This is a genomic window from Phascolarctobacterium sp. ET69 (assembly GCF_023336935.1).
In the GTDB taxonomy this organism is placed as follows: Bacteria; Bacillota; Negativicutes; order Acidaminococcales; family Acidaminococcaceae; genus Fusicatenibacter_A; species Fusicatenibacter_A intestinipullorum.
On sequence record NZ_JAMBLR010000002.1, the window covers coordinates 39,334 to 66,189 of the forward strand.

The 26,856-nt window shown below is 47.2% G+C and carries 24 protein-coding genes; 14 read left to right on the plus strand and 10 right to left on the minus strand.

Annotated features, from left to right (window positions below; genetic code table 11):
- Positions 1–11: 11 nt before the first annotated feature.
- The 3 genes from M3079_RS02965 to M3079_RS02975 form a co-directional block, all read right to left on the minus strand.
- On the minus strand, positions 12–971 hold the full coding sequence (locus M3079_RS02965) for a sirohydrochlorin cobaltochelatase (RefSeq protein WP_249077147.1): 960 nt from the start codon (positions 969–971) through the stop codon (positions 12–14).
- A gap of 79 nt (positions 972–1,050) precedes the next feature.
- A complete protein-coding gene (locus M3079_RS02970; protein ID WP_021715314.1) occupies positions 1,051–1,434 on the minus strand; it encodes a metal-dependent transcriptional regulator in 384 nt (127 codons plus the stop codon).
- Between the two features lie 93 nt (positions 1,435–1,527).
- Positions 1,528–2,019, minus strand: coding sequence for a hypothetical protein (locus M3079_RS02975; protein ID WP_249077149.1), 492 nt, complete (start codon positions 2,017–2,019; stop codon positions 1,528–1,530).
- Between the two features lie 846 nt (positions 2,020–2,865).
- Between M3079_RS02975 and M3079_RS02980 the strand changes: the two genes are divergently transcribed.
- From M3079_RS02980 to M3079_RS03000, 5 genes are all read left to right on the plus strand, one after another.
- Positions 2,866–3,942: an FkbM family methyltransferase gene (locus M3079_RS02980; RefSeq protein ID WP_249077150.1), complete on the plus strand. Its 1,077-nt coding sequence runs from the start codon at positions 2,866–2,868 to the stop codon at positions 3,940–3,942.
- A gap of 185 nt (positions 3,943–4,127) precedes the next feature.
- A complete protein-coding gene (locus M3079_RS02985) occupies positions 4,128–5,165 on the plus strand; it encodes an ABC transporter substrate-binding protein (RefSeq protein WP_021715729.1) in 1,038 nt (345 codons plus the stop codon).
- A gap of 137 nt (positions 5,166–5,302) precedes the next feature.
- Positions 5,303–6,982 (plus strand): iron ABC transporter permease, encoded by a 1,680-nt coding sequence (locus tag M3079_RS02990; protein ID WP_044896735.1) that lies wholly within the window; start codon positions 5,303–5,305, stop codon positions 6,980–6,982.
- 15 nt (positions 6,983–6,997) lie between these two features.
- Complete coding sequence (locus tag M3079_RS02995) at positions 6,998–8,044, plus strand: ABC transporter ATP-binding protein (RefSeq protein WP_249077151.1); 1,047 nt, start codon at positions 6,998–7,000, stop codon at positions 8,042–8,044.
- Positions 8,045–8,145: 101 nt separating this feature from the next.
- Complete coding sequence (locus tag M3079_RS03000; protein ID WP_249077152.1) at positions 8,146–9,171, plus strand: extracellular solute-binding protein; 1,026 nt, start codon at positions 8,146–8,148, stop codon at positions 9,169–9,171.
- A gap of 53 nt (positions 9,172–9,224) precedes the next feature.
- On the opposite strand, the gene M3079_RS03005 is transcribed toward M3079_RS03000, so the two are convergent.
- Together M3079_RS03005 and M3079_RS03010 are read right to left on the minus strand one after the other, a co-directional pair.
- Positions 9,225–10,592 (minus strand): HAMP domain-containing sensor histidine kinase, encoded by a 1,368-nt coding sequence (locus M3079_RS03005; protein ID WP_249077153.1) that lies wholly within the window; start codon positions 10,590–10,592, stop codon positions 9,225–9,227.
- Positions 10,589–11,263, minus strand: a complete 675-nt coding sequence (locus tag M3079_RS03010) for a response regulator transcription factor (RefSeq protein ID WP_249077154.1) — start codon at positions 11,261–11,263, stop codon at positions 10,589–10,591. The genes M3079_RS03005 and M3079_RS03010 overlap by 4 nt, the downstream gene beginning before the upstream one ends.
- A gap of 170 nt (positions 11,264–11,433) precedes the next feature.
- Here M3079_RS03010 and M3079_RS03015 point away from each other — a divergent pair, with 170 nt between their 5' ends.
- Positions 11,434–11,934 carry a PepSY domain-containing protein gene (locus M3079_RS03015; protein ID WP_249077155.1) on the plus strand — a complete coding sequence of 167 codons (501 nt, stop codon included), beginning with the start codon at positions 11,434–11,436 and terminating at the stop codon, positions 11,932–11,934.
- Positions 11,935–12,041: 107 nt separating this feature from the next.
- Here the strand turns inward: M3079_RS03015 and M3079_RS03020 are convergent, their stop codons facing one another.
- On the minus strand, positions 12,042–12,725 hold the full coding sequence (locus tag M3079_RS03020) for a phosphoribosylaminoimidazolesuccinocarboxamide synthase (RefSeq protein WP_249077157.1): 684 nt from the start codon (positions 12,723–12,725) through the stop codon (positions 12,042–12,044).
- Positions 12,726–13,179: 454 nt separating this feature from the next.
- On the opposite strand from M3079_RS03020, the gene M3079_RS03025 reads away from it, so the two are divergent.
- Complete coding sequence (locus tag M3079_RS03025) at positions 13,180–15,261, plus strand: hypothetical protein (RefSeq protein WP_249077159.1); 2,082 nt, start codon at positions 13,180–13,182, stop codon at positions 15,259–15,261.
- Between the two features lie 60 nt (positions 15,262–15,321).
- On the opposite strand, the gene M3079_RS03030 is transcribed toward M3079_RS03025, so the two are convergent.
- Positions 15,322–17,631: a cation:proton antiporter gene (locus M3079_RS03030; RefSeq protein WP_249077160.1), complete on the minus strand. Its 2,310-nt coding sequence runs from the start codon at positions 17,629–17,631 to the stop codon at positions 15,322–15,324.
- A 96-nt stretch (positions 17,632–17,727) separates the two neighbouring features.
- On the opposite strand from M3079_RS03030, the gene M3079_RS03035 reads away from it, so the two are divergent.
- Entirely contained in the window at positions 17,728–18,345 is a 618-nt protein-coding gene (locus tag M3079_RS03035) for a YigZ family protein (RefSeq protein WP_249077161.1), read from the plus strand.
- On the opposite strand, the gene M3079_RS03040 is transcribed toward M3079_RS03035, so the two are convergent.
- Positions 18,346–18,996 (minus strand): nicotinamidase, encoded by a 651-nt coding sequence (locus M3079_RS03040; RefSeq protein WP_249077163.1) that lies wholly within the window; start codon positions 18,994–18,996, stop codon positions 18,346–18,348.
- 142 nt (positions 18,997–19,138) lie between these two features.
- Between M3079_RS03040 and M3079_RS03045 the strand changes: the two genes are divergently transcribed.
- Genes M3079_RS03045 through M3079_RS03060 form a run of 4 tightly spaced genes read left to right on the plus strand, consistent with a single transcriptional unit; the run spans position 19,139 to position 22,431 of the window.
- Positions 19,139–20,035, plus strand: coding sequence for a zinc ABC transporter substrate-binding protein (locus M3079_RS03045; RefSeq protein ID WP_249077165.1), 897 nt, complete (start codon positions 19,139–19,141; stop codon positions 20,033–20,035).
- Positions 20,032–20,751 (plus strand): metal ABC transporter ATP-binding protein, encoded by a 720-nt coding sequence (locus M3079_RS03050; RefSeq protein WP_249077167.1) that lies wholly within the window; start codon positions 20,032–20,034, stop codon positions 20,749–20,751. Before M3079_RS03045 ends, M3079_RS03050 begins: the two co-directional genes overlap by 4 nt.
- 11 nt (positions 20,752–20,762) lie before the next feature.
- Positions 20,763–21,626 carry a metal ABC transporter permease gene (locus M3079_RS03055; protein WP_249077169.1) on the plus strand — a complete coding sequence of 288 codons (864 nt, stop codon included), beginning with the start codon at positions 20,763–20,765 and terminating at the stop codon, positions 21,624–21,626.
- Positions 21,613–22,431 carry a PHP domain-containing protein gene (locus tag M3079_RS03060; RefSeq protein ID WP_249077171.1) on the plus strand — a complete coding sequence of 273 codons (819 nt, stop codon included), beginning with the start codon at positions 21,613–21,615 and terminating at the stop codon, positions 22,429–22,431. Before M3079_RS03055 ends, M3079_RS03060 begins: the two co-directional genes overlap by 14 nt.
- A gap of 55 nt (positions 22,432–22,486) precedes the next feature.
- On the opposite strand, the gene M3079_RS03065 is transcribed toward M3079_RS03060, so the two are convergent.
- Positions 22,487–23,800, minus strand: coding sequence for an MATE family efflux transporter (locus M3079_RS03065; RefSeq protein WP_249077173.1), 1,314 nt, complete (start codon positions 23,798–23,800; stop codon positions 22,487–22,489).
- A 156-nt stretch (positions 23,801–23,956) separates the two neighbouring features.
- Between M3079_RS03065 and M3079_RS03070 the strand changes: the two genes are divergently transcribed.
- Together M3079_RS03070 and M3079_RS03075 are read left to right on the plus strand one after the other, a co-directional pair.
- Positions 23,957–24,517 (plus strand): TetR/AcrR family transcriptional regulator, encoded by a 561-nt coding sequence (locus M3079_RS03070; protein ID WP_249077174.1) that lies wholly within the window; start codon positions 23,957–23,959, stop codon positions 24,515–24,517.
- 24 nt (positions 24,518–24,541) lie between these two features.
- Positions 24,542–25,675, plus strand: a complete 1,134-nt coding sequence (locus M3079_RS03075; protein WP_021715498.1) for a DUF362 domain-containing protein — start codon at positions 24,542–24,544, stop codon at positions 25,673–25,675.
- A 62-nt stretch (positions 25,676–25,737) separates the two neighbouring features.
- Here M3079_RS03075 and M3079_RS03080 read toward each other — a convergent pair whose 3' ends face one another.
- Entirely contained in the window at positions 25,738–26,703 is a 966-nt protein-coding gene (locus M3079_RS03080; RefSeq protein WP_249077176.1) for a M14 family metallopeptidase, read from the minus strand.
- Between the last annotated feature and the right edge of the window lie 153 nt (positions 26,704–26,856).

Below are 26,856 nucleotides of genomic sequence, written 5' to 3' on the forward strand. Positions count from 1 at the left end.
AAACAAAAACTTTATTCCGCAGTTAATTTCTGCCAGGCTTCCAAAGCGCGGGCAACAAACAGGCGGCGGATATTTTCGTTTTCGCCCATGCCGTGCAGATACGGTGTTACTTTAAAACCGCAGCTTTCCAAAATGGTTTTGTGCGAATCTTCATCATCACCGGCCATATCGTTATTGGCATGGTCACCTGCAACCATCATGGCGGGCATAATGGTAATTTCCTTAATATCTTTCGCTTTTAAAAGCGGAATAACGGTATCAAGGTGAGGCCAGCCTTCTACGGAATAAATATAAGCGTTGTCAAAACCGAGCTCGTTGAGGCGGTTCTGCATTACCGAATAATAGGCATTGGCCGGGTGCGGCGTGCCGTGCGCCAGAAGAAGGACTGCGCTTGCGGGTGCAGGCTGCGGGAACTGCGTGCTTAAAGCCTGCATGGTGTCTTTAATATCGTCACGCTGGTCTTCCTGGCCCATCCAGTACATCAGCGGCGTGCCGAGCGACATTTTTTTAAACAGGGTTTTATAGCGGTTAAAAACAAAAGTTTTATAAGCGTATTCAATGCCGGGAATAATATCCAGCGAGCAGATGGCAACGCGGGTATAGCCCTCCTTATGCAGCGCTTCAAGTGCTTCTTCCGGTGTCGGGTAAGTTATGCCTTCATTCTTTTTAATGCGTTCAATAACAATATGGGAGGTAAAGGCAAGTTCGGCTTTTACGCCCGGGCAGGCGGCTTTTATTTCTTCAAAAACCGCATCAATGGTGCGGCGGCGCGTTTCTTTATAAGTAGTGCCAAAGCTTGTAACAAGAATGGCGTCTTTATCCGGCAAAGCTGAAAGTTCGGGGTTTTCGTAAACGCATACGCCAATTTGTGCGGCGTCAAGAAGGGACGGGGTTGCCGTTTTTACTTCGTTGCTTAATTTGTAGCCTGCTCCCGTATCGGCAGCAAAAAGGGGGTTAAATGTTTTCTGCAAAAGATTCACTCCTTTAAATTTTATAAAAAAACCTTTCTGCCGCGACAGAAAGGTTCTGATATCCGCCTGATGGTGTTTTTTATTTGGTTTTAATGCTGCATTCAGCCAGATGTTTTTTTATGCCTTCAAAAGTTTCCGGGCTGATTACATGTTCAATGCGGCAGGCATCATGTTCGGCAATGTCGGCAGGTACGCCGATATGTTCGGCAAAGAAACGGGTAAGCACTTTATGGCGTTCAAGCACTTCCTGTGCTTTGGCAAGGCCGGCATCGGTAAGCACAATATTGCCGCCTGCTTCCACCAGAATAAAGTTTTCGCGTTTTAAAATACTCATGGCACGGCTGACGCTGGCTTTAGTAAAATTCATCTGTTCTGCCACATCAATGGCACGCACTTTACCCTGTTTCTGCTGTAATTGCAGAATCGTTTCCAAATACATTTCGCCTGATTCCTGCAAAATCATAATCAAGACCTCCGTGCTGCAGTTAAAATATTCTATCTAATATTTTAACATTATAGGGCAAGCGGGGCAAGTAATAATATTCTATCGCGGCTTTTAAGTTTGCTTTGGCATACGCGAGCGTTTTAAAACAGGCAGGCGGGTTAAAATACCGGCAATAAGCGGCGCGGCAAAGGCGGTAAAAATCATGCCCGGCACCGCGGCGGCGATAAGGGCATAAACGGCCTTCTCGACAAAAAGAGCCAGCACAAGGCGGCTTAAAGCGCTGGCAACAGGACCGGCAATTATATAAAAGGCTTTGCTGCTGCCCATAAAGGCAAACATTACGGCAATTACAGCGCGGAAAGAAAGCGCAATCAGCACATTAAAAACATTTTGCGTGCCTAAAATAAGGCAGATGGCAGAAGCCGCGATACCTGCCGTAAGGTATTTTTTTATGCCGAAAATACCGCAGGCCGCAACTGCAATCGGCGCCGAAAGCTGAAATTCGCTGCCGGGAATTAATGAAGGAATTTTAAAGCTGCCGCTGACGGCAATAAAAGCGGCGAGCAAAGCGGTCTGGCACATATCACTGACGGAAAAACGCATGGTTAACCTTCTTTTTTGTTATGGTTAACTATAATATAAAACAGGTTAACGATTAAGTCAAGAGATTATGTTTGGTTTGTTTAGATGGTTTTGGGACTTTGAATTTAGGTTATTATATTTTTATTTACATTTTTACTCATATTACTTTTTGTAGGCCAAAAAGTAACCAAAAAGCCTTCGCTCCTCAAAAAACTTAACGGCTCAGTATCAAATCAGTTTGCCACTTGCAGCGCCTGCGGAACTCGTTTGCTGCGCCGCAAACTCAAACATCCTCGGCTATTGCTGCAAGTGCCTTTTTATTTAAAGTTTTCGCCTGTTTTTTGAAAGTCGCGTTTTGTTCAAATTCGCACTTTGGTAAATTTTTATGAGCAAAAGCAATGTTGCCGTAGGTTTTAATTGCACAAAATCATTAGTTGCATATTTTTTGTTGTAAAGTACGATATAAAGACAAAATATACTAAATCAAGAAGTTAAAAAGTACTGGTTAAGTGCAATCGCGGCATTAAAAATTGAGCGGTATTTACTGAAAAGCAATAAAATTTTCCCGGTGTTTGAGCGAAGCGAGTTCCGCGGAAAATTTTATTTTTTGCTAAAGTGCCGCGTTAAAAATTTTTTCAGCCGCGTGACTTTTCTTGCTTCGTTCTTTTGGTCACTCAAAAGAATGAAGATGAGTAATAAAGTAAATAAAGAATAATTAAAGTATTATCAAAGGCATAAAGTAAAAAATAATATAGTAAATAAAAAACTAGAATATTAAATGCAAATGGTTAACCATATAAGCTATACTCACTCGCGGTTTTGTTGTACAATAAAAACAAAATATTTAACGAGGTATAAAAGGTAACAATGCTTGATTTTATAACAGAAACCAACAGTGTATGGCAGAATATGCGCAGCTGCGGGCTGCCGCTGGTGCTGTACGGTATGGGCAACGGTGCTGATGCCGTGCTTGACAGAATGGCGGCGGAAGGCCTGACGGCAGCCGGAATTTTTGCCAGTGATGAATTTGTACGCGGGCAGAACTTCCGCGGTTTTAAGGTGGAGCATTACAGCGATATTAAAGCCCGGCTTGGAAATTTTGCGGTAGTAATTGCTTTTGCTTCCGAACTGCCGGAAGTTATTAGCCGTTTTAAAGCGCTTGCCGCAGAGCATACAGTATTTGCGCCGCATTTGCCGCTTTATGCCGGCAGCGAAGAAGTAACAAATGCATGGCTTGAAAAATATGCCGGCAGGCTGCAAAATGTGTATAACAAGCTGGCAGATGAGCAGTCGCGCAAAGTTTTTGCAAACGTACTCAATTATAAACTCAGCGGCAGGCCGGAATATTTGTGGCAGTGCGAAACGGACAGAACTGAAGATTTAACGCAGCTTTTTACTTTTGGCAAAGAAGAAAGCTATCTGGATTTGGGCGCCTATGACGGCGATACGGTACGGGAGTTTTTGCAGCTTACCGGCGGCAGCTATAAAAAAATAACGGCGGTGGAAGCAGACCGCCGCAATTACCGCAAACTGTGCGCAAAAAAAGAAGGGTTAAAAAATGTACAGCTTGTTGAAGCCGCAGTTTGGGACGAAGATACGGAACTTGATTTTTCCGACAGTGGCGGCAGGCAGTCTACATTAATTAATGCACATAAACGCAAGGTGCGCGCGTTAAAAATGGATAACCTGCTGCAAAACGAAGCTGTAACATACATTAAAATGGATGTGGAAGGTGCGGAAAAGCAGGCGCTTTCAGGGCTTAAACAGCATATTAAAAGTGACAGGCCCAAAATGTTTATTGCCGCATATCATTATGATAATGATTTTTTTGAGCTGCCGGAGCTTTTATGGCAGCTGTGCCCGGAATATAAAATATATCTGCGCAAGCACAGATATGTACCGGCGTGGGAAATGAATTTTATGGCAGTTTATCAAGGGACTTAAAATGTCCCTATGGGTCAAAAATAGCATATTGTGCGTTTGTAATGGAAAATATGAAAAATATTTGCAAAAAGTAACAGAAATGTTAAAAATATGTAAAACATTTTACCTAATGTAAGCAGGAATTTTACAAAACCGGGAGAAGAATATTAATAGTATCTTAAATACGTTAAAAGGAGTGGAGACTCATGAAAAAAGCAAAATGGCTCTGTACTGCTGCGGCAGTTCTGGCATTATCGGCTGCAGTTGCAGGCTGCGGCGGCAGCGATAAGCAGGAAGCCGGCACTAAAGCAGGCGGACCGAAAGGCGAGGTAATGGTATATACCTCCATTTATCCTGATATTATTGATAATGTTTGCAAACCGGCAATGAGCAAAGTTTTCCCTGACATGAAAGTTGACTGGTTCCAGGGCGGTACCGAAAAAGTTATGACCAAAATGGCAGGCGAAATTAAAGCTAAAAAAATCGGTGCCGATGTTTTAATGGTTGCCGAACCTTCTTACTACCTGTCCCTTAAAAAAGACAACCTTCTTTTGGATTATGTTTCCCCGAACCTGAAGGACGTTATTACCGATAAGGACGAAAAAGGCGCATGGTCTTCCGTTCGTATCAGCAACATGATTATCGCTTATAACTCCGACAAGCTTTCTCCGGAAGAAGCTCCGAAATCCTGGAAAGATTTGACTGACCCGAAATGGAAAGGCAAAATTGCAATGCCTAACCCGATGCTTTCCGGTACTGCATTTGTTGCAGTTGGCGCACTTGCCGATAAATACGGCTGGGAATATTTCGACCAGCTGAAAGCTAACGGCATGCGTGTTGAAGAAGGCAACTCCGCAATTCAAAACAAACTTTTAACCGGCGAATATGCAGCAGCAATGATTCTGGAAGAAAACATCCTGAAACTGGCTGCTACCAAAAACGAGCCTTTGAAAGTTGTATATCCTGAAGACGGCGTAGTTATTATTCCTTCACCGATTGCTATTTTCAATACTACCAAAAACCCGGATGGTGCTAAAGCCATGGTTGACTGGTGGCTTTCCAAAGAAGGCCAGCAGGCTGTTGTTGAAGGCTGGATGCACTCCGTACGCGGCGATGTACAGCCTCCTAAAGGCGCTCCGGAACTGAAATCCTTCTCTGACAAAGCTGTAAAAGTTGATTGGCAGAAACTTGCCGACAACAAAGCTGAAATTAAGGAAGAGTTCCGCGTAAGGGTTATGGAATAACGGTTCTTTCTAAATCCGGCATGAAATAATTAAGTGAAGGAATTTAGGGGTCGCTATGTGGCGATCCCTTTTTTCCCATTATAAAAAGCAACCTTAAATTATGTTTTAGGGCGGCCCTTATGCCGTAGAAAGGAGTTATGGTGGGCTTTTTACAAAGAATAAACAGCAAATTTATTGTAATTTCGCTGTCGGTATTACTGCTTTTATATTTTGTGGTTTTTCCGCTGGGCGTACTTTTGTATGACAGCATTCTGGTGGACGGCTCTTTTACGCTGGCCAACTACCGTGAAGTTTACAGCCAGGACGTAAACTGGCGCGCTCTTGCCAATACTGTTGAGCTTTCGCTGATTGTAATGGTGGCAAGCGTTATTATTACTTTTCCGCTGGCATGGCTGGTTGGGCGTACCGACCTGCCGTTTAAAAGAGGCTACCGCACGCTTTTGGTTGCCAGCTATATGATTCCGCCTTATGTAGGCGCTATTGCCTGGGTACAGCTTTTAAACCCGAGCGTAGGTTATTTAAACAATGTGTTTAAATGGATTTTTAACTTACAGACTGCACCGTTTGATATTTATACCACAGGCGGCCTGGCCTGGGTTTTGACTTTATTCTATTCTCCATTTGCTTTTATTACTATTTCGCGTGCGATGGAAAAAATGGACCCGACGCTGGAAGAAGCTGCAAGGGTTTCCGGTTCTTCGCCGCTGCGCACTCTTATTGACGTTACGCTGCCCCTGATGGCGCCTTCTATTCTGGCAGGCGGCCTTCTGGTATTCATTGCGGCAGGCTCCTGCTTCGGTATTCCTGCTATTGTTGGTATGCCGGGCAATATTGAAGTTATGACAACCCGTATTGTTACTTATACTTATATGGGCGACGAAGCGGGCATCCGCGATGCAACGTCGCTGGCAGCTTCCCTGATGTTTATTGCCAATGCCCTGCTGTTCTTTATGACCTGGATGCTGGGCCGCAAGGATTATACCACTATCAGCGGCAAAAGCACCCGCCCGAACATTGTTGAGCTTGGCAAATGGAAATGGCCTGCATTCTTTGCGGTAGGCTTCTATGGCTTCGTTGCCGTTATCCTGCCGTTAGGCTCTATTTTGCTTACTTCGCTGTTAAAGAGTATGTCCAAGGGCATTACTCTTGACAACCTTGGCTTTGATGCCTGGATTCCTGTTATTACCAGCTCCCAGTATATGGAAAGCGTATGGAATTCCGTTGTATACGGCGTTATTGCCGCTACTATCGGCACAATTCTTTCGGTGTTTATCGCTTATCTTGCCGTTAAAACAAATGTTAAAGGACGCAACCTGCCGGATATGCTGACAATTATCGGCGGCTCCACGCCGAGTATCGTTATCGCGCTGGCACTTGTTATTACCTTCTCCGGCAACTTTGGCCTGAACCTGTATTCCACCATGTGGATTCTGGTTGTCAGCTACCTTGTAAAATATATGACGATGTCCGTGCGCACTATTGCAGCTTCCTTAAGCCAGGTACATATCTCTCTGGAGGAAGCGGCTCTTAACTCCGGCGCAAGCTGGCTGCGTACCTGCAAAGACATCATCATGCCGCTGATTGCACCGTCAATTATCGCCGGCTGGTTCTTAATCTTTATGCCGTCATTTTACGAATTGACGATGTCGCTGCTGTTGTACGGCAGTGATACCAAAACTATCGGCGTACTGCTGTACGATTTGCAGACTTATGCCGATACACAGAATGCTTCCGTGCTTTCGGTAATTATTTTGCTGATAGTTCTGGTGGGCAATGTTATTTTGAACAAGCTTACTAAGGGTAATGTTGGTATTTAAAAGGAGTGGAATAAATTGTCAGAAGTACGTATAGAGCATGTTTTTAAACGGTTTGGTGATGTTACGGCCGTAAGCGATTTTGACCTTACCGTAAAGGACGGCGAATTTGTTTCGCTCCTCGGCCCTTCCGGCTGCGGCAAAACAACTTCGCTGCGTATGATTGCCGGCTTTGAAAGAGCGACAGAAGGTGAAATTTATATCGGCGACCACTGCGTAAGCTCGCATATAAAAAATACTTTCGTGCCGCCCGAAAAACGCGATATCGGCATGGTTTTCCAGTCTTATGCCGTATGGCCGCACATGACTGTTACCGAAAACGTTGCATATCCGCTTAAAATTCAAAAAGTTCCTAAAGAAGAACGCGCTGCAAGAGTTGCGGAAATGCTTAAACTCGTTCATCTTGACGAGTACGGCAGCCGTTATCCGCATCAGCTTTCCGGCGGTCAGCAGCAGCGTGTTGCACTGGCGCGTGCGCTGGTAATGCGCCCCGGCCTTCTGCTTTTGGACGAACCTTTGTCCAACCTTGACGCCAAGCTGCGCGAAAGCATGCGCTTTGAAATTTCTTCTATTCAGAAGGAACTGGGCATTACCGTTATTTATGTAACGCATGACCAGTCCGAAGCAATGACTATGAGTGACCGCGTTGTTGTTATGAGCCGCGGCGTTATTCAGCAAATAGGCACGCCGTACGAAATTTACCGCAACCCGGCCAACAAGATGGTTGCCGACTTTATCGGCCTTGTAAACTTTGTGGAAGGCGAAGTACAGGGCGACCGCGTATATATCAGCGGCACCGGCGTATCCTTCCCCAATACCAGCGGCGTAACCGGCAGCGCTACCATTGCTGTACGCCCGGAAAACATTACGATGTCCCGCACAAGCGGCACTATCGAAGGCACGCTGGTACACCGTTTCTATCTTGGCGATGCGGTTGATTACCGTGTACAGTGCAAACACCATGTAATCCGCGTTATCGTAAAAGGTGCGGAACTGAAAGAGTTTACCGACGGCGAAAAAGTTTACCTTGATTTCGATAAGATTATGGTTTTCGACCGTGACTGATTTTTAAAAGTAAAATCCCGGACAGTTTGCCTGCCCGGGATTTTTGTTTATGCGCGCGGCTGTGGTATAATAAAAGAAAATCAGCTTGGCGAGGTTGAAGAATGAAAAAATTTTTGGCTGTAATTGCTGCGGCTTTTTGTATTTTAACAGTGCTGAATACGGCGCATACTGCCGGTAAAGATGAGGCAGAAAAAAAGGAACAGGTAAAAATCTGCATAAGTATGCCGGTGGATATAGCCGAGGCGCTGGCAGAAGATTTTACCAAAGCAAGCGGTATAGAAACGCAGGTAGTGCCGCTGCCGCCGGGAAGTGCGGAAAACCGTTTTAATTTTCTTGCTTCTTCCGGCAGCGATGTGTGGCTCGGCGGAACGGCGGAGGAGTTTTACCTTGCCGCTGAGCGCGGGCTTTTGGTAAGCTACCAGCCCAAAGAAGCGTATGCCATTCCGGCGGAATTCCGCCAGAATAACTGGCTGTGGACGGCTTTGTACATTGACCATATCGGCTTTTTAAGCAATAAAAGAAACCTGCATTATTTGGGGCTGTATGCGCCGGAAAGCTGGCAGGAGCTGCTGGCTGAACCGCTTAAGTATGAGCTTGCGCTGGCAGACCCTAAAAGCGGCGGCGCAGGCTATGGCATGATGACGGCCTTATGGCAGCTGAAAGGCGAAAGCGCGGCTATGGATTATGCTGAGCAGCTTAACCGCCAGCGCCCGGAATATTTTATTAATTTGCAGGAAACCATTGACGAGGTGCGCCAGGGTTATAAAACCGTGGCGGTAGTGCCGCTTTCGGTGGCACTGCTGTTGGAGCGCAGCGAAGAGAATCTTTTTGCAACGATACCTGCCGACGGCAATAAAAATTTAATCAGCGGCGCGTCGGTGCTGAACGGGCCTAATAACGCTGCGGCCGGTAAATTTATAGAATACCTGCTTTCGAACCGCGCGGCGGAAATTGTTGCGGAAAAAGGGCACGGGCTTGTATGGAGCTTAAGCGCGGCGGCAGATGACGAGCTGCGCAGCCAGTATACGGGCAAAATGCTTACGCCGGTTGACGATTTAAGCTGGACGGCAGGGCAGAAAGCCAATGTTATTGAGCGCTGGCTTACCGCAGGCAGGAAAACACAATAAAGTTTTAGGCATAAAAAGAGCCGGGAGCATAGAGCTTCCGGCTTTTAAGTTTATTATTGAATTTTGCAGCCGGGCTTCAGCGGCAGGGTGAAGGTAAACGTGCTGCCTTTTCCGGGCGTGCTTTCCGCCGTTATGGTGCCGCCGTGGAGGCTTGCAATCCATTGTACCATTGAAAGCCCCAGCCCTGCGCCGCTGCTGTTGCGGTGGCTGCTTTCGGCCTGATAGAACCGGCGCCATATTTTAGGCAGTTCCTCCGGCGCAATGCCGCAGCCGGTATCCTTAACGGAGCAGACAACGCTGCCTTTTTCTTTATGCAGGGTAAAATCAATTTTGCCGCCGTTTTCCGTATATTTAACGGCATTATCCAAAAGGTTCAGCAAAAGGCGCATTAAAAGCGTCTGGTCGCCTTCAACGTAAACTTCCGGTTCAATAGAGGCATTGACGGTTATTTCTTTTGCACCGGCAATCTGCTGCGTTTCTTCAATTACAATTTCAGCCATTTCGCTGAAATCAAACTTTTCAATTTCAAATTGAATTTTGTTGGCATCGGCACGGGCCAGCATTAAAAGCTGTGCCAAAAGGCGCGACATTTTGCGTGCTTGTGCAAGTATTTTTTGCAGGGCTTCGTCTTTTTCGGCAGGCGGTGCCTGTTTTAGGGCGTATTCCGCCTGGGCAATGATTGCTGCCGCAGGTGTGCGCAGTTCGTGCGAAGCATCCGCCGTAAACTGGCGCTCTGCGTCAAAAGATTTTTCCAGGCGCGAGAACATGCTGTCGAAGGTTTGCGCCAGCTGCATTATTTCTGGGTCGGCTTTGTTAAGATTAATGCGCTGCGATAAATCGCTGCCGCTGCCAATACGTTCTGCGGCGGCAGTAATCTGCTTTACGGGCTGAAAGGCTTTTTTGGTTATCAGGTAGCCGCCAAAGGCAGAAAGCAGTATTAAAAACGGAAAGAGCAGGGCACATTGCCATAAAATTTCATCGCGGGTGGCGTAAATGCTGCTTAGTGAAGTGCTGCCGCGCAGCCAGATGCTGTTTTCAAGCCGGGCGGGGCGCAACTGCAGGTCGAATACATACCAGGTCTGGCTGCCGTTGGTTACGGTTTGCAAAAGCTCGGAGCGGAAGGGGGTATACGGCATCTGCACCGGGTTCAGCCCGGCGATTAATGTGCCGTCGTTATTATAAACGGCAAGCATAACGCCGTCATGCAGAAAATCAAGCTCGTCAAGGCTCAGGGTGCCGTCGCGCCGCAGTTCAAGGCTGCTGGCGTTTCCGTAAACCTCGTTTTCCAGTTTGTCCTGCAAATTAAGCAGCAGTACGTCGTCGGCGGCAAAAAGCACGGCCGCAAAAATAACGCTTAATACTGCCACAATAAGCCCGGTATACCACAGGGTTATTTTTTGTTTAACGGATAATGCTCTCATTTTTCTTCCCTCAGCACGTAACCTGCGCCGCGGATAGTATGCAGCAGCTTTTTGTTAAAGCCGGTATCTATTTTTTTGCGCAGGTAACGTATGTAAACGTCAACAACGTTGGAACCGCCTTCAAAATCGTAATTCCATACATGGTTTTCTATTTTATCGCGCGAAAGCACGCGCCCGGGATTACGCAGCAAATATTCCAGCACGGCAAATTCCTTGGAAGAAAGGGTAATTTCCGTGCCGTCACGGGTAACGGTGCGGCTGTTTAAATCCATAACCAGCCCGCCGTATTCCAGCACGTTAGTTGTCTGCCCGCTGTGGCGGCGCAGAAGCACACGCAGGCGCGCCAGAAGCTCGTCATACGCAAAAGGCTTAACAAGGTAATCGTCGGCACCGGCATCAAGGCCGTTTACTTTATTTTCAATGCTGTCGAGAGCCGTTAAAAGCAAAACATGGGTAGTGTTGCCTTCGGCGCGCATTTTTTTCAGCAAAGTAAGCCCGTCAATGCCGGGCAGCATAATATCAAGCACAACCGCGTCATAGGTTGCCATTTTTAAATAATCTTCGGCGTCAAGCCCGTTGCCGCAGCCGTCAACGCTGTAACCGCTGCTTTGCAGCTGCTTTTTTAAGGCGTCAAGTAAATCCGGTTCGTCTTCAACAATTAAAATCCGCATAAGGCACCTCCTTATAAAATTATTATAACACACCATAAATTTTTAGATAATTTTTGAATTTCATTTTTGTTTTAATTTTTCTTTAATCTTTGGCAGCTATAATAAAGACAAGATAAGGGAACACCTCAAAACAAATAAGGACAGACCTTAAAATAAAGGAGGAAACAACAATGTTGAAATTAACCGGCAAAAAATTAACCGCTCTTGCAGCAGCAGCTCTCACCACCTTAACCATTTCCGCAACTGCTTTCGCAGCAGCCTTCACCTCGGCGGATGCGCAGTCCATGGCAGCAAAACTTGTACCGGCAAGCGCAACCCATGTGGCTACCAAAGAAGATTTCAATGAATATGAATTCAAATTCTTCGACAACGGTACCGCAACTTCCTACGAAGTAGAAATCAGCAAACTTACCCAGTCTGTAAAAGAATATAAAATGGAAGCACGCACCATCCTTGGCAGCAGAAATATTGTACTGAGCGCGGCTGACGCACAGGCTGTAGTTACCAAAGAATATCCCAACGCCAGCTTCCACAAAGTAAAACTCGATATGGACGACGGCCTGTATGAATATGAACTCAAATTCACCACTCCCGAACTCCGCGGCGAAATGGTGCTGAACCCCGAAACCGGCGCTGTAATTGAAAAAGAACTGCGCTACAACGTAAGATAACAAGTTTAACCAACAACAAAAGCCTGCACGCATTGTGCAGGCTTTATTTTTGCAGTAAGGCATAAAAAACGGCAGCCGTAAAAAGCTGCCGTTAAGTTTTAACTCAATTATTTGCCGAGAATAATGGAAGTTAAGGTTACAGGGTCAACATATTTGCCGTCTTTGTAAACGCGCATGTTGCCGCTGGCAATTTCATCAATGAGGATAACTTCGCCATTGTGGTAACCAAATTCAAATTTAATGTCGTACAGATCAAGGCCCATTTTAGCAAGGTCTTCTGCAACGATTTTGGTAATTTTAAGGGTCTGTTCTTTCAGGCTCTTGTAATCTTCGTGACCCATAATGCCGAGTACAACAAGTGCGTCTTCGGTAACCAGCGGGTCGCCTTTAGCATCATCTTTGAAAGTGGTTTCAACATAGCCGCCTTCAATAGCGGTGCCGTCAGCAATGTAATCGCCATAGCGGCGGATAAAGCTGCCGGTTGCTTTCAAACGGCAGATAACTTCCAGGCCTTTGCCGAATACGGTGCAGGGAAGAACTTCCATGGTAGCGTTTTCAACATCAGCACTTACATAGTGGGTTTTTACGCCTTCTTTTTTGAGAATTTCAAAGAAATGGATGGAGGTTTCGAGGTTAGCTTTGCCGATACCTTCAATGGTCAGGCCGATGCTGTTTTCGCCCGGGTCGAATACACCGTCTTTACCGGTGCAGTCATCTTTAAATTTTAAAAGTACGTTGCCGTTTTCAAGTTTGAAAACGGTTTTTGTTTTGCCTTCGTAAATTTTTTCCATAAAATTTGTTGCTCCTTTCAAACTATTCGGATAACTATACAGATATTATATACTTGGACGCCTTTTATGGCAATAGTTGTAAAAAATTTTATAGTTTTGCGACAAAAATATTAAAAACAAAATAGGGCGCCTTTGAAAAAACTGCGTGATTTTATCTGAAAACGGACGGCTATTATAATTTTATTAAACTTTTTATAAAAAAATAAATGGATTTACTCTGTTTTGGCAGCAATATAAGTGTAACAATGCTTACACTTAACGGCTTTTAAAAATATAATTTTTAAAATATTGCAAAAAATTTGCTTTTTATAAAAATATAAGGTATAATTAAAACATAAGCAGAGGATGCTTTACAATTTAATAAAACACTTAGTCGGACATATTTTTTAATTAAGACATTTCCTTCAAAGTAAAAGAAGGAAATGTCTTTTTTTGTTTTATATGGAGGTTTAACATGAGAAAATCAGCAAAATACTTTTTAAATAACAACGGCAAAAAATTACTGGCAGCATCCGTAATGTCATTGCTTTTGTCAGGCGCTGCCCAGCCGGTGCTGGCTGCAAGCGCAGAAATTTTAGACGGTACGGCCAATGATAAATATGCTCAGGTAAACTCCGGCGATATTTACGGAACTGTTTATGGTGTGCGTAATGATGCCGATGCTTCCGGCGGTACAATTAAAATGAATGAAGGCGCCGCATTTAACTTGTACGGAGGGCTCAGTTTTAACAAAAATGAGGCCAAGGCTGATAATAATGTTGTTACTATAAACAACGGCAAAGTTGTATTTGCTGTTTACGGCGGGCAGGCACAAGGGCATGATGCCGATGCTTCGGGTAATATCGTCAGCATAAGCGGCAGCAATTCTGAGTTAAGCTTTGAAGGAGGTGCTCATTCTGTTGCAGGCGGTTTTGCCCAAACATACAGCGCCAATACATCTGTAACGGCAAATAATAATGTGGTTGCGGTTACAGGCGGTTTATTAAAAGCAGGTATTGCCGGCGGTTATATATTGGGCAACCATAATGCAGCTTCAGTCCGGGGCGAAGCCAATGGCAATATTGTGTTTGTAGGCGGCAGTGCAAAGGTCAACGGCGATATTTATGGCGCTAATGCCGAATTTAAAACCGGTGATACCACTGCAACTATGAATAACAATATGGTAATTGTCAGCGGCAATGCCGATATCAGCAACGCGGCACTGCATGGCATAGGCAGCAGCGGGAGCAGCGGCGGTAAAATCAGCGGCAGCGGCAACACGCTTGTAATTAACGGCTGGCACGGCAGCGTAAAAACTGTGGACGGTTTTAATAATGTGGTGTTTAAGGAAGTTGCCTGGCAGGATAACGGCAAAGTGCTGAACATAACCGACGGCGAAAACAGCAGCCTGAAGGATGCTGAAATTGACGCCAGCCATATCCATTTTGATGATGCCAGTGATATTAATGATAATGACAGTATGATTTTAATACATGCTGAAAACGATGATAATGAACTGAGCAGCAGCAAAATACAATCCGGTAATTTTACGGCAGGTGTTGCCGTTGAGGGTGACGGCGAGGCGAAAGTGGAAAACGGTGACCTTGTTTACCAGATTAACGGCATACATGCGGCAAAACAAACAAAACTGGTTGCCGAAAACAGAGCTGTGGCAGCGGCGTTTATAAACCAGGGCACGGATTTAATCAGTGACAGCCTGGACGCTTTAGGCCGTGATGACAGCTACGGCATTAAAACTTTTGCGGCAGTGCAGGGCAATCGCAGCAAATACGATGTGAACAGCGATATTAAAATCAACGGCTGGAGCACGATTGTCGGTGTAGGCAATGCCGATAAGTTCAGCGGCGGTGATGAGTTTGCCTGGGGCGTATTTTACGAAAACGGCAGCGGCAATTACCGTACCTACAATGAATTTAACGACGAGTTTTTCCGCGGCGACGGCAGCCTTGTATATAATGGCGGCGGTGTTGCTGCAAGGTATGAAAATGCGCACGGCGTTTATACCGAAGGCAGCCTGCGCGCAGGCATGCTGAAATCTGAGATGGATAATGCCCTGCATGACGGCAGCGGTGCGGAATACGGCTATGACAGCAGCAGCGCTTATTACGGAGCGCATATCGGCATAGGGCAGGTTATACAGCTTAGTGATGACAGCAGTGTTGATGTGTATGGAAAGTTCTTCCATACTTATACGGAAGGAGATAATTTTAGTGTCGGCAATGATAAATTTGAGTTTGACAGTATTAACAGTGACCGCCTGCGTATTGGCGCCAGGGTTACAGCCAACAAAGAAAATAAGTTCAGCACTTATTACGGCTTAGCGTATGAATATGAGTTTAACGGCAGTGCCGGGATGCGTGCTGCGGGAATGGAGGTGCCGGAACAGAGTTTACGCGGCAGCAGCTATATGGCAGAAGCAGGGTTAAATTATCAGCCTTCGGCAGACAGCCCGTGGAGCTTTGACCTGAATATGCGCGGCTATGCCGGTGAACGCCAGGGTGCAAGCTTTAACGTACAGGCAACATATACCTTTTAACTGAATACCCATCAGGGTAAAAAAATAACACCGCTTGTGCGGTGTTATTTTTATGCGGTTTTATAACGTTGTATCGCGGAACAGGCTGCTTAACATCTGCCTGCTGCCGATAATCCAGAGAATATCGCCGTTATTGATAACAAAAGAAGCGTCCGGGTCGGATATGGTATAATCGCCGCGCTCCAGCCCCAGCGCCAGCCATTTGCCCTTGGAAAGAGTATCGCTTTTTTTCAGCGTGCTTCTGGCAAGCGGCGAAGCCGATGTTACAGGCATGGCATAGCACAGCAGCATGTCGTGCTCTTTGCGTACCTGGCTTTCGTGTTCCAGAAATTTGTGCAGCGTAACCGTTTCGGTAATTTTGGCAAGCCCAAGCCCCATGTTCTTTATTGCAGCGTCAAAAGTTTGCAGAACATTCAGCGGCGCGGTAATAAGCAGTTTGTCGCCGGTGCGCAGTACGGTATGCCCGGATGGAATCGGATGGTAACCGTGCTGGTTGCTGATTTCGATAACAAAAATTTTATAGTTGCGGTGTACGTCAAGGCGGCGTATGCTCCAGCCAATCCAGGGCGAGCCCGGTTGTATTTCGTAGGCGCAGGTGTAAAACTGTTCGTCAAGCCACATGCCGTGCCGCGCCGAAGCACGTTTTTGTGCGGCAGCAGCCAGGTTTTCGGCATTTAAATTAATTAAAAACTGCGATTCAATCTGCAAATAGCGGCCGATGAGATAATCGGACGAGTAAATGAATTTTGCCAGCACCAGTGCGGCGATAATGGCAATAATGATATGCAGCCCGAGCATGGTTGTGAAAACCTGCATGATGAAAAAGAGTCCGATTGCGGCTTTTAAAAACATTAAAACCAGTATCAGCGGGCGGTTGCTGCGTTTTTTAAACCATAAACCGGCCATCAAATCGCGCCGTCCCAAACGGCTTACCATCAGTGCTGCCAAAAACGGCGACATGAAAAGCAGTGTCACGGCAGCGGCCGATAAATCGCCGAAAGGCGGCTGTAAAACGCTGCGGCAGTACGGCAAAATATTGTAGGTGCCGATGTAGGAAATGAAAATTAAAATGACTGTATAAACGGTGATTTTTGTGAAATAAAGCTGCAAAAAGTCTTTCCAGTCCGACTGCTGGCGGGTATTTTTATTGTCGCGGTGCGCTTCAATAAGCATAACGGCTGTTTTTTTAGGCAGGCGGCGCAAAAAGCGGCGGTAAACCTTGTCGGTGCTGAGCAGGATGTGTGGCGTTAAAAAGATGGTGAGTACGGAAACCGTAACGAATACCGGGTACAAAAAGCTGCTTGTCAGCCCGTAGCTGGCGCCGATATTGGCAACGATGAACGCAAATTCGCCCAGCTGGGTAAGTGAAAAGCCGCAGCGCATGCTTGTTTTAAGCGGCTGGCCGGAAAGCATAACGCCGAGGGAGGTAAAGATGCATTTGCCAACAATGAGCGTTATTGCCAGGGCAATAATTGTAAACAGGCTGCCGCTTACTACGGAAGGGTCAACCATCATGCCGACGGATACGAAGAAGATGCCGGAAAACAAATTTTTTACCGGTTCAAGCAAAACCTTGGTGCGGCGCGTGTAAATCGTTCCCGAGAGCAGAGTGCCCATTAAAAAGGCGCCCAGTGCCGAAGAAAAGCCCATTTTGGAAGCCAGCACTACCATGCTCAGGCATAAGCCGAGCGAAACGATAAGCAGTGTTTCGTCGTTGAAATACTGGCGTGTTTTTTTGAAAAACGTCGGCAGAAAATAAATGCCGATAATAAAGCAGATGATAAGGAAAAATACCAAAAGCCCGATGCTTTCAAGCATGGACAGCGGGGAAATGGCGCTTCCGGCGGCGGCAACGGTGGAAAGCACTACCATCATGATAATGCCGGAAATATCTTCCAGAACCAGAATGCCAAAAGCAATGGGGGCAAAGGCCTGTTTTAAAAGGTTCAGTTCGCCGAGCGTTTTGCTTACAACGGCGGTGGAACTCATGGTAAGCATGCAGCCGGTAAAAATGCTGTCGGTAAGGCTCCAGCCCAGCAGCTGCGCACAGGCAAAGCCAAGGCAGGCAATGCCGGTAAATTCCGTTACGGCAGCTATAATGGCCGTATTGGCTGTGCTTTTTATTTTATTAAAATTGTAATCAAGGCCAAGGTCGAACAGTATGAAAATAACGCCTATATCAGACCATACGGTAATATTGTCGCTGTCGATAACGTTTGGCAGCAGCGAAAAGTGCGGGCTGGCCAGAAAACCTGCCAGCATATAGCCCAAAATAAGCGGCTGGTTAAGTTTTTTGCATAAAATTGTTGCCAGCCCGGCCAGCGTCAAAATCATGGCCAGGTCGCTGATAAGTGGTACTAAATGGCTCACGGCCAACCTCCGTAAAAGTTAAACACAATTTTAGGGGCAAGCCTTTATAAAAAGCCTGCCGGGATATGATATAATAATTTAGGAAAGGAGAAGGTTATGCAGACAATACAAAAAGATTGCCGGACGGAAATCGTAATAGAAAAATCACGTTTTATCTGTACGTTGAAAAAAGTAGGCAGCGAAACAGAAGCGCAGGAGTTTATCAAAAGCATCAAAAAAGAATTTTGGGATGCTACGCATAACTGCTCTGCCTATATTATAAATGATATGCAGCAAAGGTCGAGCGACGACGGCGAACCTTCGGGAACGGCCGGCGTGCCCATGCTGGAGGTTTTGCGCAAAAAAAGCCTTACCGGCGTAGCCGCCGTGGTAACACGTTATTTTGGCGGCATTAAGCTTGGCGCCGGGGGATTAGTGCGCGCATATACTAACAGCGTTGTGCATGCCGTTGAAGAAGCCGGGCTTGCACGCCGCGTTGAGATGGCCGTTTTTGCATTAAGCGCGCCTCCGGGCGAAGCCGGACGCATTATGAACAAGCTTTACAATCAGAACATTTTTACGGTGAACGGAGCTCAGTACGGAGAGCGCGTTAAGATTCTGCTGTACATGAAGCAGGAGCAGCAGGCGGAAGCTGAAGCCTGGCTGACGGCTGCACTGAACCGCCCCGTAACGCTTGAAGAAGTAAGCACGGAATTTGTGGAGGTTCCGGTATAATTACAGCAGGTTTTTAAGTTCTGCGCTGTTTTCGGCAATAATAATGCCCTGTTCCTGCATTTCCTTAATGGCAGCGGCAACGGTATCGGGCGCAATGCCGCGGCAGGCAGCCAGATTAAGAATAACCGTAAAACCGGCGCGTGCCAGCTGCAAGGCCGTTGTTTTAACGCAGTAATCGGTGGCAAGGCCGCCGCAGATAACGGCTTTAATGCCGCGGGCCTTTAAAAATTCAATAACGCCGGTAGAAAGCGTGTCTTTTAAATCGTGGTAGCAGGCGCCGTAAGGGTGCATGGCAGGTTCAATGCCTTTATAAACCTGATAGCTGTAGGCTTTTGGGTCAAGCCCGGGAATAAAATCAAAGCCCTTCGTGCCTACTATGGCATGGCTGGGCCAGTATAAATCGCAGTTTTCGTAACCTGTAACCGGCGTCAGCGGCGCGTGCCCGTTTTTGGCAATCCATACGGCATTGGGGCTGTGCGCATCGCGCGAGGCAACGCGGACGGAAGCAAAGGCTGCCTGGGCATTGAGTTCTTCTGCAATCATGTCGCCTCCGGCAACGGGCAGTTCATCCGGGCACAGCGGCGTAAAAGTCTGCTGTGCGTCTATATCAAAAGCGGCAATTTCATTTTTGGATAAATTTAATTTTTGCATATTCAGCACTTCCTGTTAAAATAAGATAGTAATATTATACACCTATTGCAGTTAAGTGTACATTAAGATAAAGTGAAAAAACAGGATTGACATTATTTATTTGCAATTATATTATTACTATGATTTTGTAAAGGAGCTATGTATGAAAAATTTTTGGGCGCTGCTGTTAATAACAGCGGTGTTTATTGTTTCCGGCTGCGGCAGTGCTGGCAACGGCAAAACTACGGACGAAAAAATTACGGTTGCGGCCAGTTTTTACCCCATGGCAGAGTTTGCCCGTGCAGTCGGCGGCAGCCATGCGGAAGTTTATACAATGATTGGCGACGGCATAGAGCCTCACGACTGGGAACCTTCGGCACGCGATTTAACGCGCCTTGCCAAAGCAAAAGTGTTTGTGTATAACGGCGGCGTGGAACCGTGGGCACAGCCTGCGCTGGATGCTGTTGCGGATGAAGGCGTGCTGCCAGTTGAAGCCGGCAAAGCGTTTATGGCGGAACAAAACAGCAGGCTCGACCCGCACTTCTGGTTAAGCCCGCGCAAAGCGGAAACCGAAGTTCTGGCTGTGCGCGATGCTTTTATAAAGGCAGACCCGGCCAATGCTGCCGCTTACGAAAAAAATGCGGCGGATTACATTGAGCGCCTTAAAGAACTGGACAGGAAAATGGCTGCCGTTACGCAAAACGCGCAGATAAAAACTTTTGTTACCACGCATGCGGCATTTGGGCATCTGGCAGCAGATTACGGCTTGAAACAGATTTCCATTATGGGGCTGTCGCCGCAGTCGGAGCCTTCTCCGGCGGCGCTGAACAAACTGGTTGGCGTTATGCATGCGGAAAATATTAAATACGTGTTTTTTGAAACACTGGTAAGCCCGCGCATTGCCGAAAGCATTGCCGCGGAAGCAGGCGCGCGCACCCTTGTGCTTGACCCGATTGAGGGGTTGAGCGGGGAAGGCCGCCGCAGCGGTGATGATTATTTAAAAATTATGGAGCGCAATATTAAAAACCTTGAAATTGCGTTAAACGGTAAAGAAGAATGAAAACGGTTATTGAAATAGAAAAACTTGGTTACAGCTATGGTGAAGGCTGGATTTTAAACGATTTGTCGCTGAAAATTGAGCAGGGGGATTTTGTTGCCGTTATCGGCCCTAACGGGGCAGGTAAAAGTACGCTGCTTCGCCTGCTGGCTGGAATTTTAAAACCTGCGCAGGGGCGCATTGCCATTTTTGGGCAGGACAGGGAAAACTTTACGGCGTGGGATAAAATAGGTTATGTGCCGCAGAACCCGGCACGCCAGCACAGGGCGTTTCCCATAAGCGTAAGGGAAGTGGTATCGCTCGGGCGTTTAAGCGGCGGCAGTATGTTCCAGCATTATACGCATGAGGACAAAGCCGCGGTAGACGATATTATAGAACGGTTTTCGTTAAAAGAACTGGCGCACCGCAAAATAGGCGAACTTAGCGGCGGCCAGCAGCAGCGCGTGTATTTGGCAAGGGCCATGGTGCGCAGTCCGCAGCTGCTTTTGCTTGACGAACCTGCAACCGGCGTTGACCCTGACGCCAAAGAAGAACTTTATACCATGCTTGGCGAAATCAACCGCGGGCAGGGCGTAACGATAGTTATGGTTTCGCACGATTTGGAGCTGGCGGTAAAGGTTTGCAAAAACGCGCTGTGCCTTGACCATAACATCTGCTTTTGGGGCGATGTGCACCAGGCGCTTGTGCACAGGCATAAGCACGGTTATTTTTACAGATAGAGGTAAGAGAAATGTTGGAAATGTTTTCTGCGGGATTTATGCAAAGGGCGTGGATAGCCGGGCTGATTGTAGCCGTTATCTGCCCGCTGATAGGCAGCTTTCTGGTGCTGCGCCGTCAGTCGATGATTGGCGACGGGCTGGGGCATATTGCCTTTGCAGGCGTGGCGGGCGGCGCGCTTTTAGGGGCGCAGCCGGTGGTAAGTGCGGCACTGGCAACCGTTGCGGGCGCGCTTGTTATAGAAAAAGTGCGCAGCAGGCTTAATACTTTTTCCGAAATGGTGCTGGCCATCTTTTTTTACAGCGGTATCGGGCTGGCGGTAATTTTCAGCAGCATGAACCGTATGGGCGGTTTTAATTTAAGCAGTATCCTGTTCGGCAGTTTAATGACCATCAGCACAAGCGATTTATGGGTGGTGGCGGTGCTGGGGCTGTTTGCCTGCGCGTTTACGGTGGTATTTTACCGCCCGCTGCAATATATTACGTTTGATGAAACTTCCGCACGCGTGGCAGGGATGCCGGCGGGTAAGCTTAATGTATGGCTGGCGGTGCTTACGGCGCTGACGGTTGCGCTTTCCATGCGTATTGTCGGTTTGCTTTTGGTATCGGCTATGATGGTCATACCAGTTGCCTGTGCGCTGCAATCGGCACGCAGCTTTGCGGGCACCATTATCGGCGGCATTATTTATGGCATTATCACGGTCAGCGCCGGGCTGACGGTATCATATTACGCAGACCTTGCGCCGGGCGGCACAATAGTGCTTACCGGAACGGCCTTGTTTATTTTAAGCTGCCTGAAAAGCAGCATGGTTAAGGAAGAGGCAGCGCTGCAGGCGGATTGCTGCCATCACCATGGGGGAGAAAATGAGAAAGGTTGATTTGCATATTCACAGTACGGCGTCCGACGGCACATGGACGCCGCAGGAACTTGTAAATGCCGCGCAGGCCGCAGGGCTTGGCCTTATTGCCGTTACGGACCACGACAGCACGGCCAATGTGGCGGAAACCATGCGTATTGCTGCTGCCAATGGCATTAAATGTCTTCCGGGCGTAGAGGTGTGCTCCACAAAGGATGGCATGTCGTTTCATATTTTGGGTTACGGCATTGATACAGCAAATAAGCCTTTGCAGGAACTGCTGGCGCATAATACTTATCTGTTGGAGAAAAAAGATGACGACAGCGTTCAGCTTTTAATTAAACAGGGTTGGCCGCTTGATTTTAAAGAGTTTCAAAATTACACTTACGACCGTAGGCGCGGCGGATGGAAATCGCTGGCTTACCTGATTGACAAAGGCTTGTGCAGCGGCGTTAACGATTTTTTTAAACGTATTTTTACGGCTGAAAACGATTTGGGCTTCCCGGAGTTTCCGCCTATCAGCGAAGTTATTGCGGCAATTCACGGTGCGGGCGGCTCTGCTCTGTGCGCCCATGCGGCAAGCTCTTTCCACGGGCCGGGGCTGGCGCAGACTCTGGTGGAATTGATTGAAGAACCCTTTGACGGTTTTGAATGTTACCATTCCGGGCACAGCGAGGAAGACACGCAGCTTCTTTTAACGCACTGCCGTGCGGAAGGCATGCTTATCAGCGGCGGCAGCGACTGCCACGGCAGTTTTGTTCCTACGCGCCATCTCGGCAAGCCTGATGTGTACGAAACGGACATCTTTTTGCCCGGCCTTATTTGAAATACTGGCGTAAAATAACCCTCTTTACCGGCTTTGGCTGATAAAGAGGGATTTTTTATGTGCGGTAAGGAAATTTTTTCAGCAGCGAAGGCACAAATATTAATAAAAATCCGCTGCGGGCAACGTAAAATACCAGAAAGGCCAGCCACAATCCGCTGTTGCCTAATTCCGGCACAAGCGCGGCTTTGGCAAGCAGGTAACTTGCGGCGGTAAACAGCATGGAAATGCAGATGGGCGTTGTTTGCAGCGTACCGTTAAAAACGCCGTAATAAACAATGCCCAGCGCCGATAAAACCGGGAAGAAAACGATAAACATATCATATCTGTTTACGGCAGCAAGAATTTGCGGCAAGCCGGTAAAAAGCCCGGCAATTTTAGCGCGCCATACAAAGTAAATACCTGTCTGCAAAAAGGCTGCTGCCAGCGACTGTACGGCACTGATTTTTAATGTGCTTTGCAAGAGTTTTTTGTTGCCTTCACCGGCGGCAATGCCGGCGTAAATGGCCGCTGCCTGCGAAAAGCCTGTAAAAATATCGCCCATAACGTACTGAATTTGCATTAAAATGGAGTTTGCCGCTAAAATTTCGCCGCCGAAGGCAGAGCTTTGCGACATAAAGGTATTAATCATTATCAGCATGCACAGGGTGCGGATAGCAAGATGCCCGCTGCAGTTAAGCAGTTTGGCAAAATCCTGCCCTCTGAAAAGCTGTGCAGGGCTTATGCTTTTTAAAGAACATGGCCTGCTTTTGTAAAATCCGTACAGCGCAAGAACTGCCGCCAGGATGTTTGCAAGGGCAGAAGCCGCAGCCACACCGGCAACGCCGAGGCCGCAGCCGTAAACCAGTATAAATGCCAGCAGGGCGTTGGCAATGTTTGCCGTAAGCCCCACGGCAACGGAAAAACGCACCTGCATAATGCCTGCCAGCCAGCCCTGCGCCGTTTGGTAAAACAGGGCGGCAGGTACGGTATAAACAATAATGTTAAAATAAAGGCGCATAAAAACCAGCGTTTCGGCAGGCGGGTTAAAAAACTGCACAGCCGCGTTAAAAATATGGTTTTGCAAAAGTATTATAACAAGCCCTATGCCGCAGGCAAGAATGCTGCCGCGCAAAAATGCGCATAATTCCTCCTGCTTGTTGCCGCTGCCCAGTGACTGCGAGGCAAAGCCGGAGGCCGTGAGCCCGAGAAAGTTAAACAGCCAGAAAATTGTGCTGAAAATGACTGAACCGAGCGCAACGGAATTAATGTAATGATAGCTGCCGAGCCCGCCCGCAATGGCGGTATCAACGGCGCCGATAAGCGGCACGGATACGGAAGCTGCTGTAAACGGCAGGCTGGTTATTAAAAATTTTTTGTGCGTTAGCTCCATTTTACTGCCTTTTTACCTTAATTAACAAACAAAGTGTATGATAAAAAACGGTTCATCTGTTATAATTATAGTAAGCAGTAAAGCCTCGGGGCAATAAACAAATCGGCGCAGATGTGCGTTAATGTACATTTTTTTAAATTTGTGCGGGGTGAGATAATGGACAGGCGTCAGCAAAAAACACGTGCGGCAATTTTTGAAGCCTTTACTGAGCTTTTGGCGGTAAAAAGCTATAATAAAATAACCGTGCAGGAAATAATTGAAAAAGCCAATATCGGGCGCAGCACTTTTTATGCGCATTTTGAAACGCGTGACGATTTGGTAAAAGCACTGTGTGATGATTTGTTCCAACATGTGTTTTCCAAAGCATTGGAAGCAGAAAAAACTCACGATTTTTCACTGGCGGGCGGCGGCTACCATATTATTCTGGTACATATTCTTTACCACCTGCGCGACAGCCGCAAAAACGTATCGGCACTGCTTACTGGCGAGAGCAGTTTGTTTTTAAAATACCTTAAAAACTATTTTTGCGAATACATAAATAATTATCTGCTGCCGGGGCTGCCTCAGCACAAAAACCTTCTGCCCGGAGATTTTCTGCTGAACCATATAACTTATTCGTTTGTAGGCCTTTTAATGTGGTGGATTAAAAATGACTGGCAGAATCCGCCCGAAGAAATGGCGCAGTATTTTGAAAAAACGGTGTTGCCGTTAATTTAAGCGTAAAATTATGGAGGGATGATTATGGAGAAAGCAAAGGTTTATTTTACCGACATGCGTACAGGCTACGGAGGGCTGAGCCTGCCGCAGAAACTGGCAAAACTTATTAAAGCGGCCGGCATCGGCAATATTGATTTCAACAAAAAGTTTGCCGCCATTAAAATTCATTTCGGCGAACCCGGCAACGTATCGTATTTGCGCCCCAACTATGCCAAGGCCGTGGCCGATGTTGTAAAGGAATTCGGCGGCATGCCGTTTTTAACGGACTGCAACACTTTGTATGTAGGCCGCCGCAAGCATGCGCTGGAGCATATTACCGCAGCTTATGAAAACGGGTTCAGCCCCTTTTCCACAGGCTGCCACGTAATTATTGCCGACGGGTTAAAGGGTACCGACGAGGCTTATGTTCCTGTTCCCGGCGGTGAAGTTGTAAAAGAGGCCAAAATCGGCAAAGCACTGATGGATGCCGATATTATCATCAGCCTGAACCATTTTAAAGGACATGAGGCGGCAGGCTTTGGCGGAGCTATTAAAAATATCGGCATGGGCGGCGGTTCGCGTGCCGGTAAAATGGAAATGCACCATGACGGCAAACCGCAGGTTGACCAGAGCAAATGTATCGGCTGCCATGCCTGCGAGCGTATCTGCGCTCATGGCGCGCCGGTTATTGAAAACAAAAAAGCCCACATCGACTGGGACAAATGTGTTGGCTGCGGACGCTGCATCGGCGCATGCCCCATGGATGCCGTTAATCCGCCGGAAGCTAGTGCCAGCATGGAAATGCTTAACAAACGCATGGCCGAATATGCGTGGGCAATTCTGGCAGGCAGGCCGCATTTCCATATCAGCCTGATTGTAGACGTATCGCCTTACTGCGACTGCCACGCTGAAAACGATGCACCGGTTGTGCCGGATATCGGTATGCTGGCTTCGTTTGACCCCGTTGCATTGGACCAGGCCTGTGCTGATTTGGTAAACGCCGCGCCGGTAATGCAAAACTCCATTTTGGCAGAGCATATTGCCGCCGACCCGGAAGAAGCAGCCAAGCATGACCATTTCCATAACATTACTCCGGAATCGGAATGGAAGGCCTGCCTTGAACATGCAGAAAAAATCGGCATGGGTACGCGCAGTTACGAACTTATTACAGTAAAATAACCATGCAAAATAAAAAGAGAAGCATATCATAACAGATGTGCTTCTCTTTTGCCGTTTTATGGTTAATCTTCGTTGTGTATTTTGCCGTAAGCCAGCAGTACCGTTCCCTGAGGTGCGGAAAGCGCCGGGCATACATACAGTACAATGCCGCTTTGCTTTGCGTAATAGGTTGTTAACGTTTCGCCGAATAAATCGGTTGTGCGGCCGAGAATCTGTCCTTCTTCCACAAAATCGCCGCTGTGAATATGATGAAGCCAGCAGCCTGTTTCCTGCGCTTCAAGGTAAATAATATCCGTTACGTCGCGCGGTATATAGCGCCGCGGTTTTACCGGTTCGTTAAGAAGGCCCAGCTTGCGCATAATATTTTTCAGGTCGGACTTGTATTCTTCTATGTCTTCATGCAGGCACAGCCCTGCGCCGCCGCGCTCAATTAAAAGCGAAGGAAGGCCGGTGGAAGCTGCGTAGTTGTAGGCTCCGCCCGTTGCCATTGAACGCACCATATATTCCACGTTCAATACCTTGGCAACGCTGCGGGCTTTTGCCGCCAGTTCCTCTGTCGGCTGGCCGGGATAATAAACATAGGGGTGCAGGCTTTCGTGAATATCGCCGCTGTGCAGGTCAACATAAAAATCTGCCAGAGGGAAGAAACTGCTGCTAATTAAACCGGCGGTTTTTTCGGATAAAGTGCCGTCAGGATTGCCGGGAAACACACGGTTTAAGTTTTTGCCGTCCTCCGGCACGATAAATTCTTGGCGTGCCCAAAAGCCCTGTATATTAACGGGATGAAGCATTATCAGGCTGCCGTGAATTTCCTGCGGGTCAAGGCTGCGGCCAAGCTCCATGGCGGCGGCAATGCCGGGGTATTCACCGCCGTGAATGCCTGCCGTTACCAAAAGGGTGGGGCCGTCGAAAGCGCCGTTTATAATTGTCAAGGGTATTTCTATTTCAGTGCCGGGTACAGGCAGCATGGTGCGCAGCTTGCTGCCGCGGCAGATTGTAAGGCCACATACGGATAAAGTATCGGACACAAAATCAACTCCTTTTTAGTAATTGTTAAATGCTTTATTCATTATAACATTAACAATAATTTACTGCAAATAAATATCAATTAAAATATCGTCACTAATAAAATGATATACCCATAGGGGTATGGCTAAAGTAAAATGTGCCGGGCTGGCGCA

What these genes read in the sequence shown, in the direction of transcription:
- M3079_RS02970 (WP_021715314.1), bottom strand. Translation starts at nt 1,434, where the DNA reads ATGATTTTGCAGGAATCAGGCGAAATGTATTTGGAAACGATTCTGCAA.
- M3079_RS02975 (WP_249077149.1), bottom strand. Translation starts at nt 2,019, where the DNA reads ATGCGTTTTTCCGTCAGTGATATGTGCCAGACCGCTTTGCTCGCCGCT.
- M3079_RS02980 (WP_249077150.1), top strand. Translation starts at nt 2,866, where the DNA reads ATGCTTGATTTTATAACAGAAACCAACAGTGTATGGCAGAATATGCGC.
- M3079_RS02985 (WP_021715729.1), top strand. Translation starts at nt 4,128, where the DNA reads ATGAAAAAAGCAAAATGGCTCTGTACTGCTGCGGCAGTTCTGGCATTA.
- M3079_RS02990 (WP_044896735.1), top strand. Translation starts at nt 5,303, where the DNA reads ATGGTGGGCTTTTTACAAAGAATAAACAGCAAATTTATTGTAATTTCG.
- M3079_RS03000 (WP_249077152.1), top strand. Translation starts at nt 8,146, where the DNA reads ATGAAAAAATTTTTGGCTGTAATTGCTGCGGCTTTTTGTATTTTAACA.
- M3079_RS03005 (WP_249077153.1), bottom strand. Translation starts at nt 10,592, where the DNA reads ATGAGAGCATTATCCGTTAAACAAAAAATAACCCTGTGGTATACCGGG.
- M3079_RS03010 (WP_249077154.1), bottom strand. Translation starts at nt 11,263, where the DNA reads ATGCGGATTTTAATTGTTGAAGACGAACCGGATTTACTTGACGCCTTA.
- M3079_RS03015 (WP_249077155.1), top strand. Translation starts at nt 11,434, where the DNA reads ATGTTGAAATTAACCGGCAAAAAATTAACCGCTCTTGCAGCAGCAGCT.
- M3079_RS03020 (WP_249077157.1), bottom strand. Translation starts at nt 12,725, where the DNA reads ATGGAAAAAATTTACGAAGGCAAAACAAAAACCGTTTTCAAACTTGAA.
- M3079_RS03025 (WP_249077159.1), top strand. Translation starts at nt 13,180, where the DNA reads ATGAGAAAATCAGCAAAATACTTTTTAAATAACAACGGCAAAAAATTA.
- M3079_RS03035 (WP_249077161.1), top strand. Translation starts at nt 17,728, where the DNA reads ATGCAGACAATACAAAAAGATTGCCGGACGGAAATCGTAATAGAAAAA.
- M3079_RS03040 (WP_249077163.1), bottom strand. Translation starts at nt 18,996, where the DNA reads ATGCAAAAATTAAATTTATCCAAAAATGAAATTGCCGCTTTTGATATA.
- M3079_RS03045 (WP_249077165.1), top strand. Translation starts at nt 19,139, where the DNA reads ATGAAAAATTTTTGGGCGCTGCTGTTAATAACAGCGGTGTTTATTGTT.
- M3079_RS03050 (WP_249077167.1), top strand. Translation starts at nt 20,032, where the DNA reads ATGAAAACGGTTATTGAAATAGAAAAACTTGGTTACAGCTATGGTGAA.
- M3079_RS03055 (WP_249077169.1), top strand. Translation starts at nt 20,763, where the DNA reads ATGTTGGAAATGTTTTCTGCGGGATTTATGCAAAGGGCGTGGATAGCC.
- M3079_RS03060 (WP_249077171.1), top strand. Translation starts at nt 21,613, where the DNA reads ATGAGAAAGGTTGATTTGCATATTCACAGTACGGCGTCCGACGGCACA.
- M3079_RS03065 (WP_249077173.1), bottom strand. Translation starts at nt 23,800, where the DNA reads ATGGAGCTAACGCACAAAAAATTTTTAATAACCAGCCTGCCGTTTACA.
- M3079_RS03070 (WP_249077174.1), top strand. Translation starts at nt 23,957, where the DNA reads ATGGACAGGCGTCAGCAAAAAACACGTGCGGCAATTTTTGAAGCCTTT.
- M3079_RS03075 (WP_021715498.1), top strand. Translation starts at nt 24,542, where the DNA reads ATGGAGAAAGCAAAGGTTTATTTTACCGACATGCGTACAGGCTACGGA.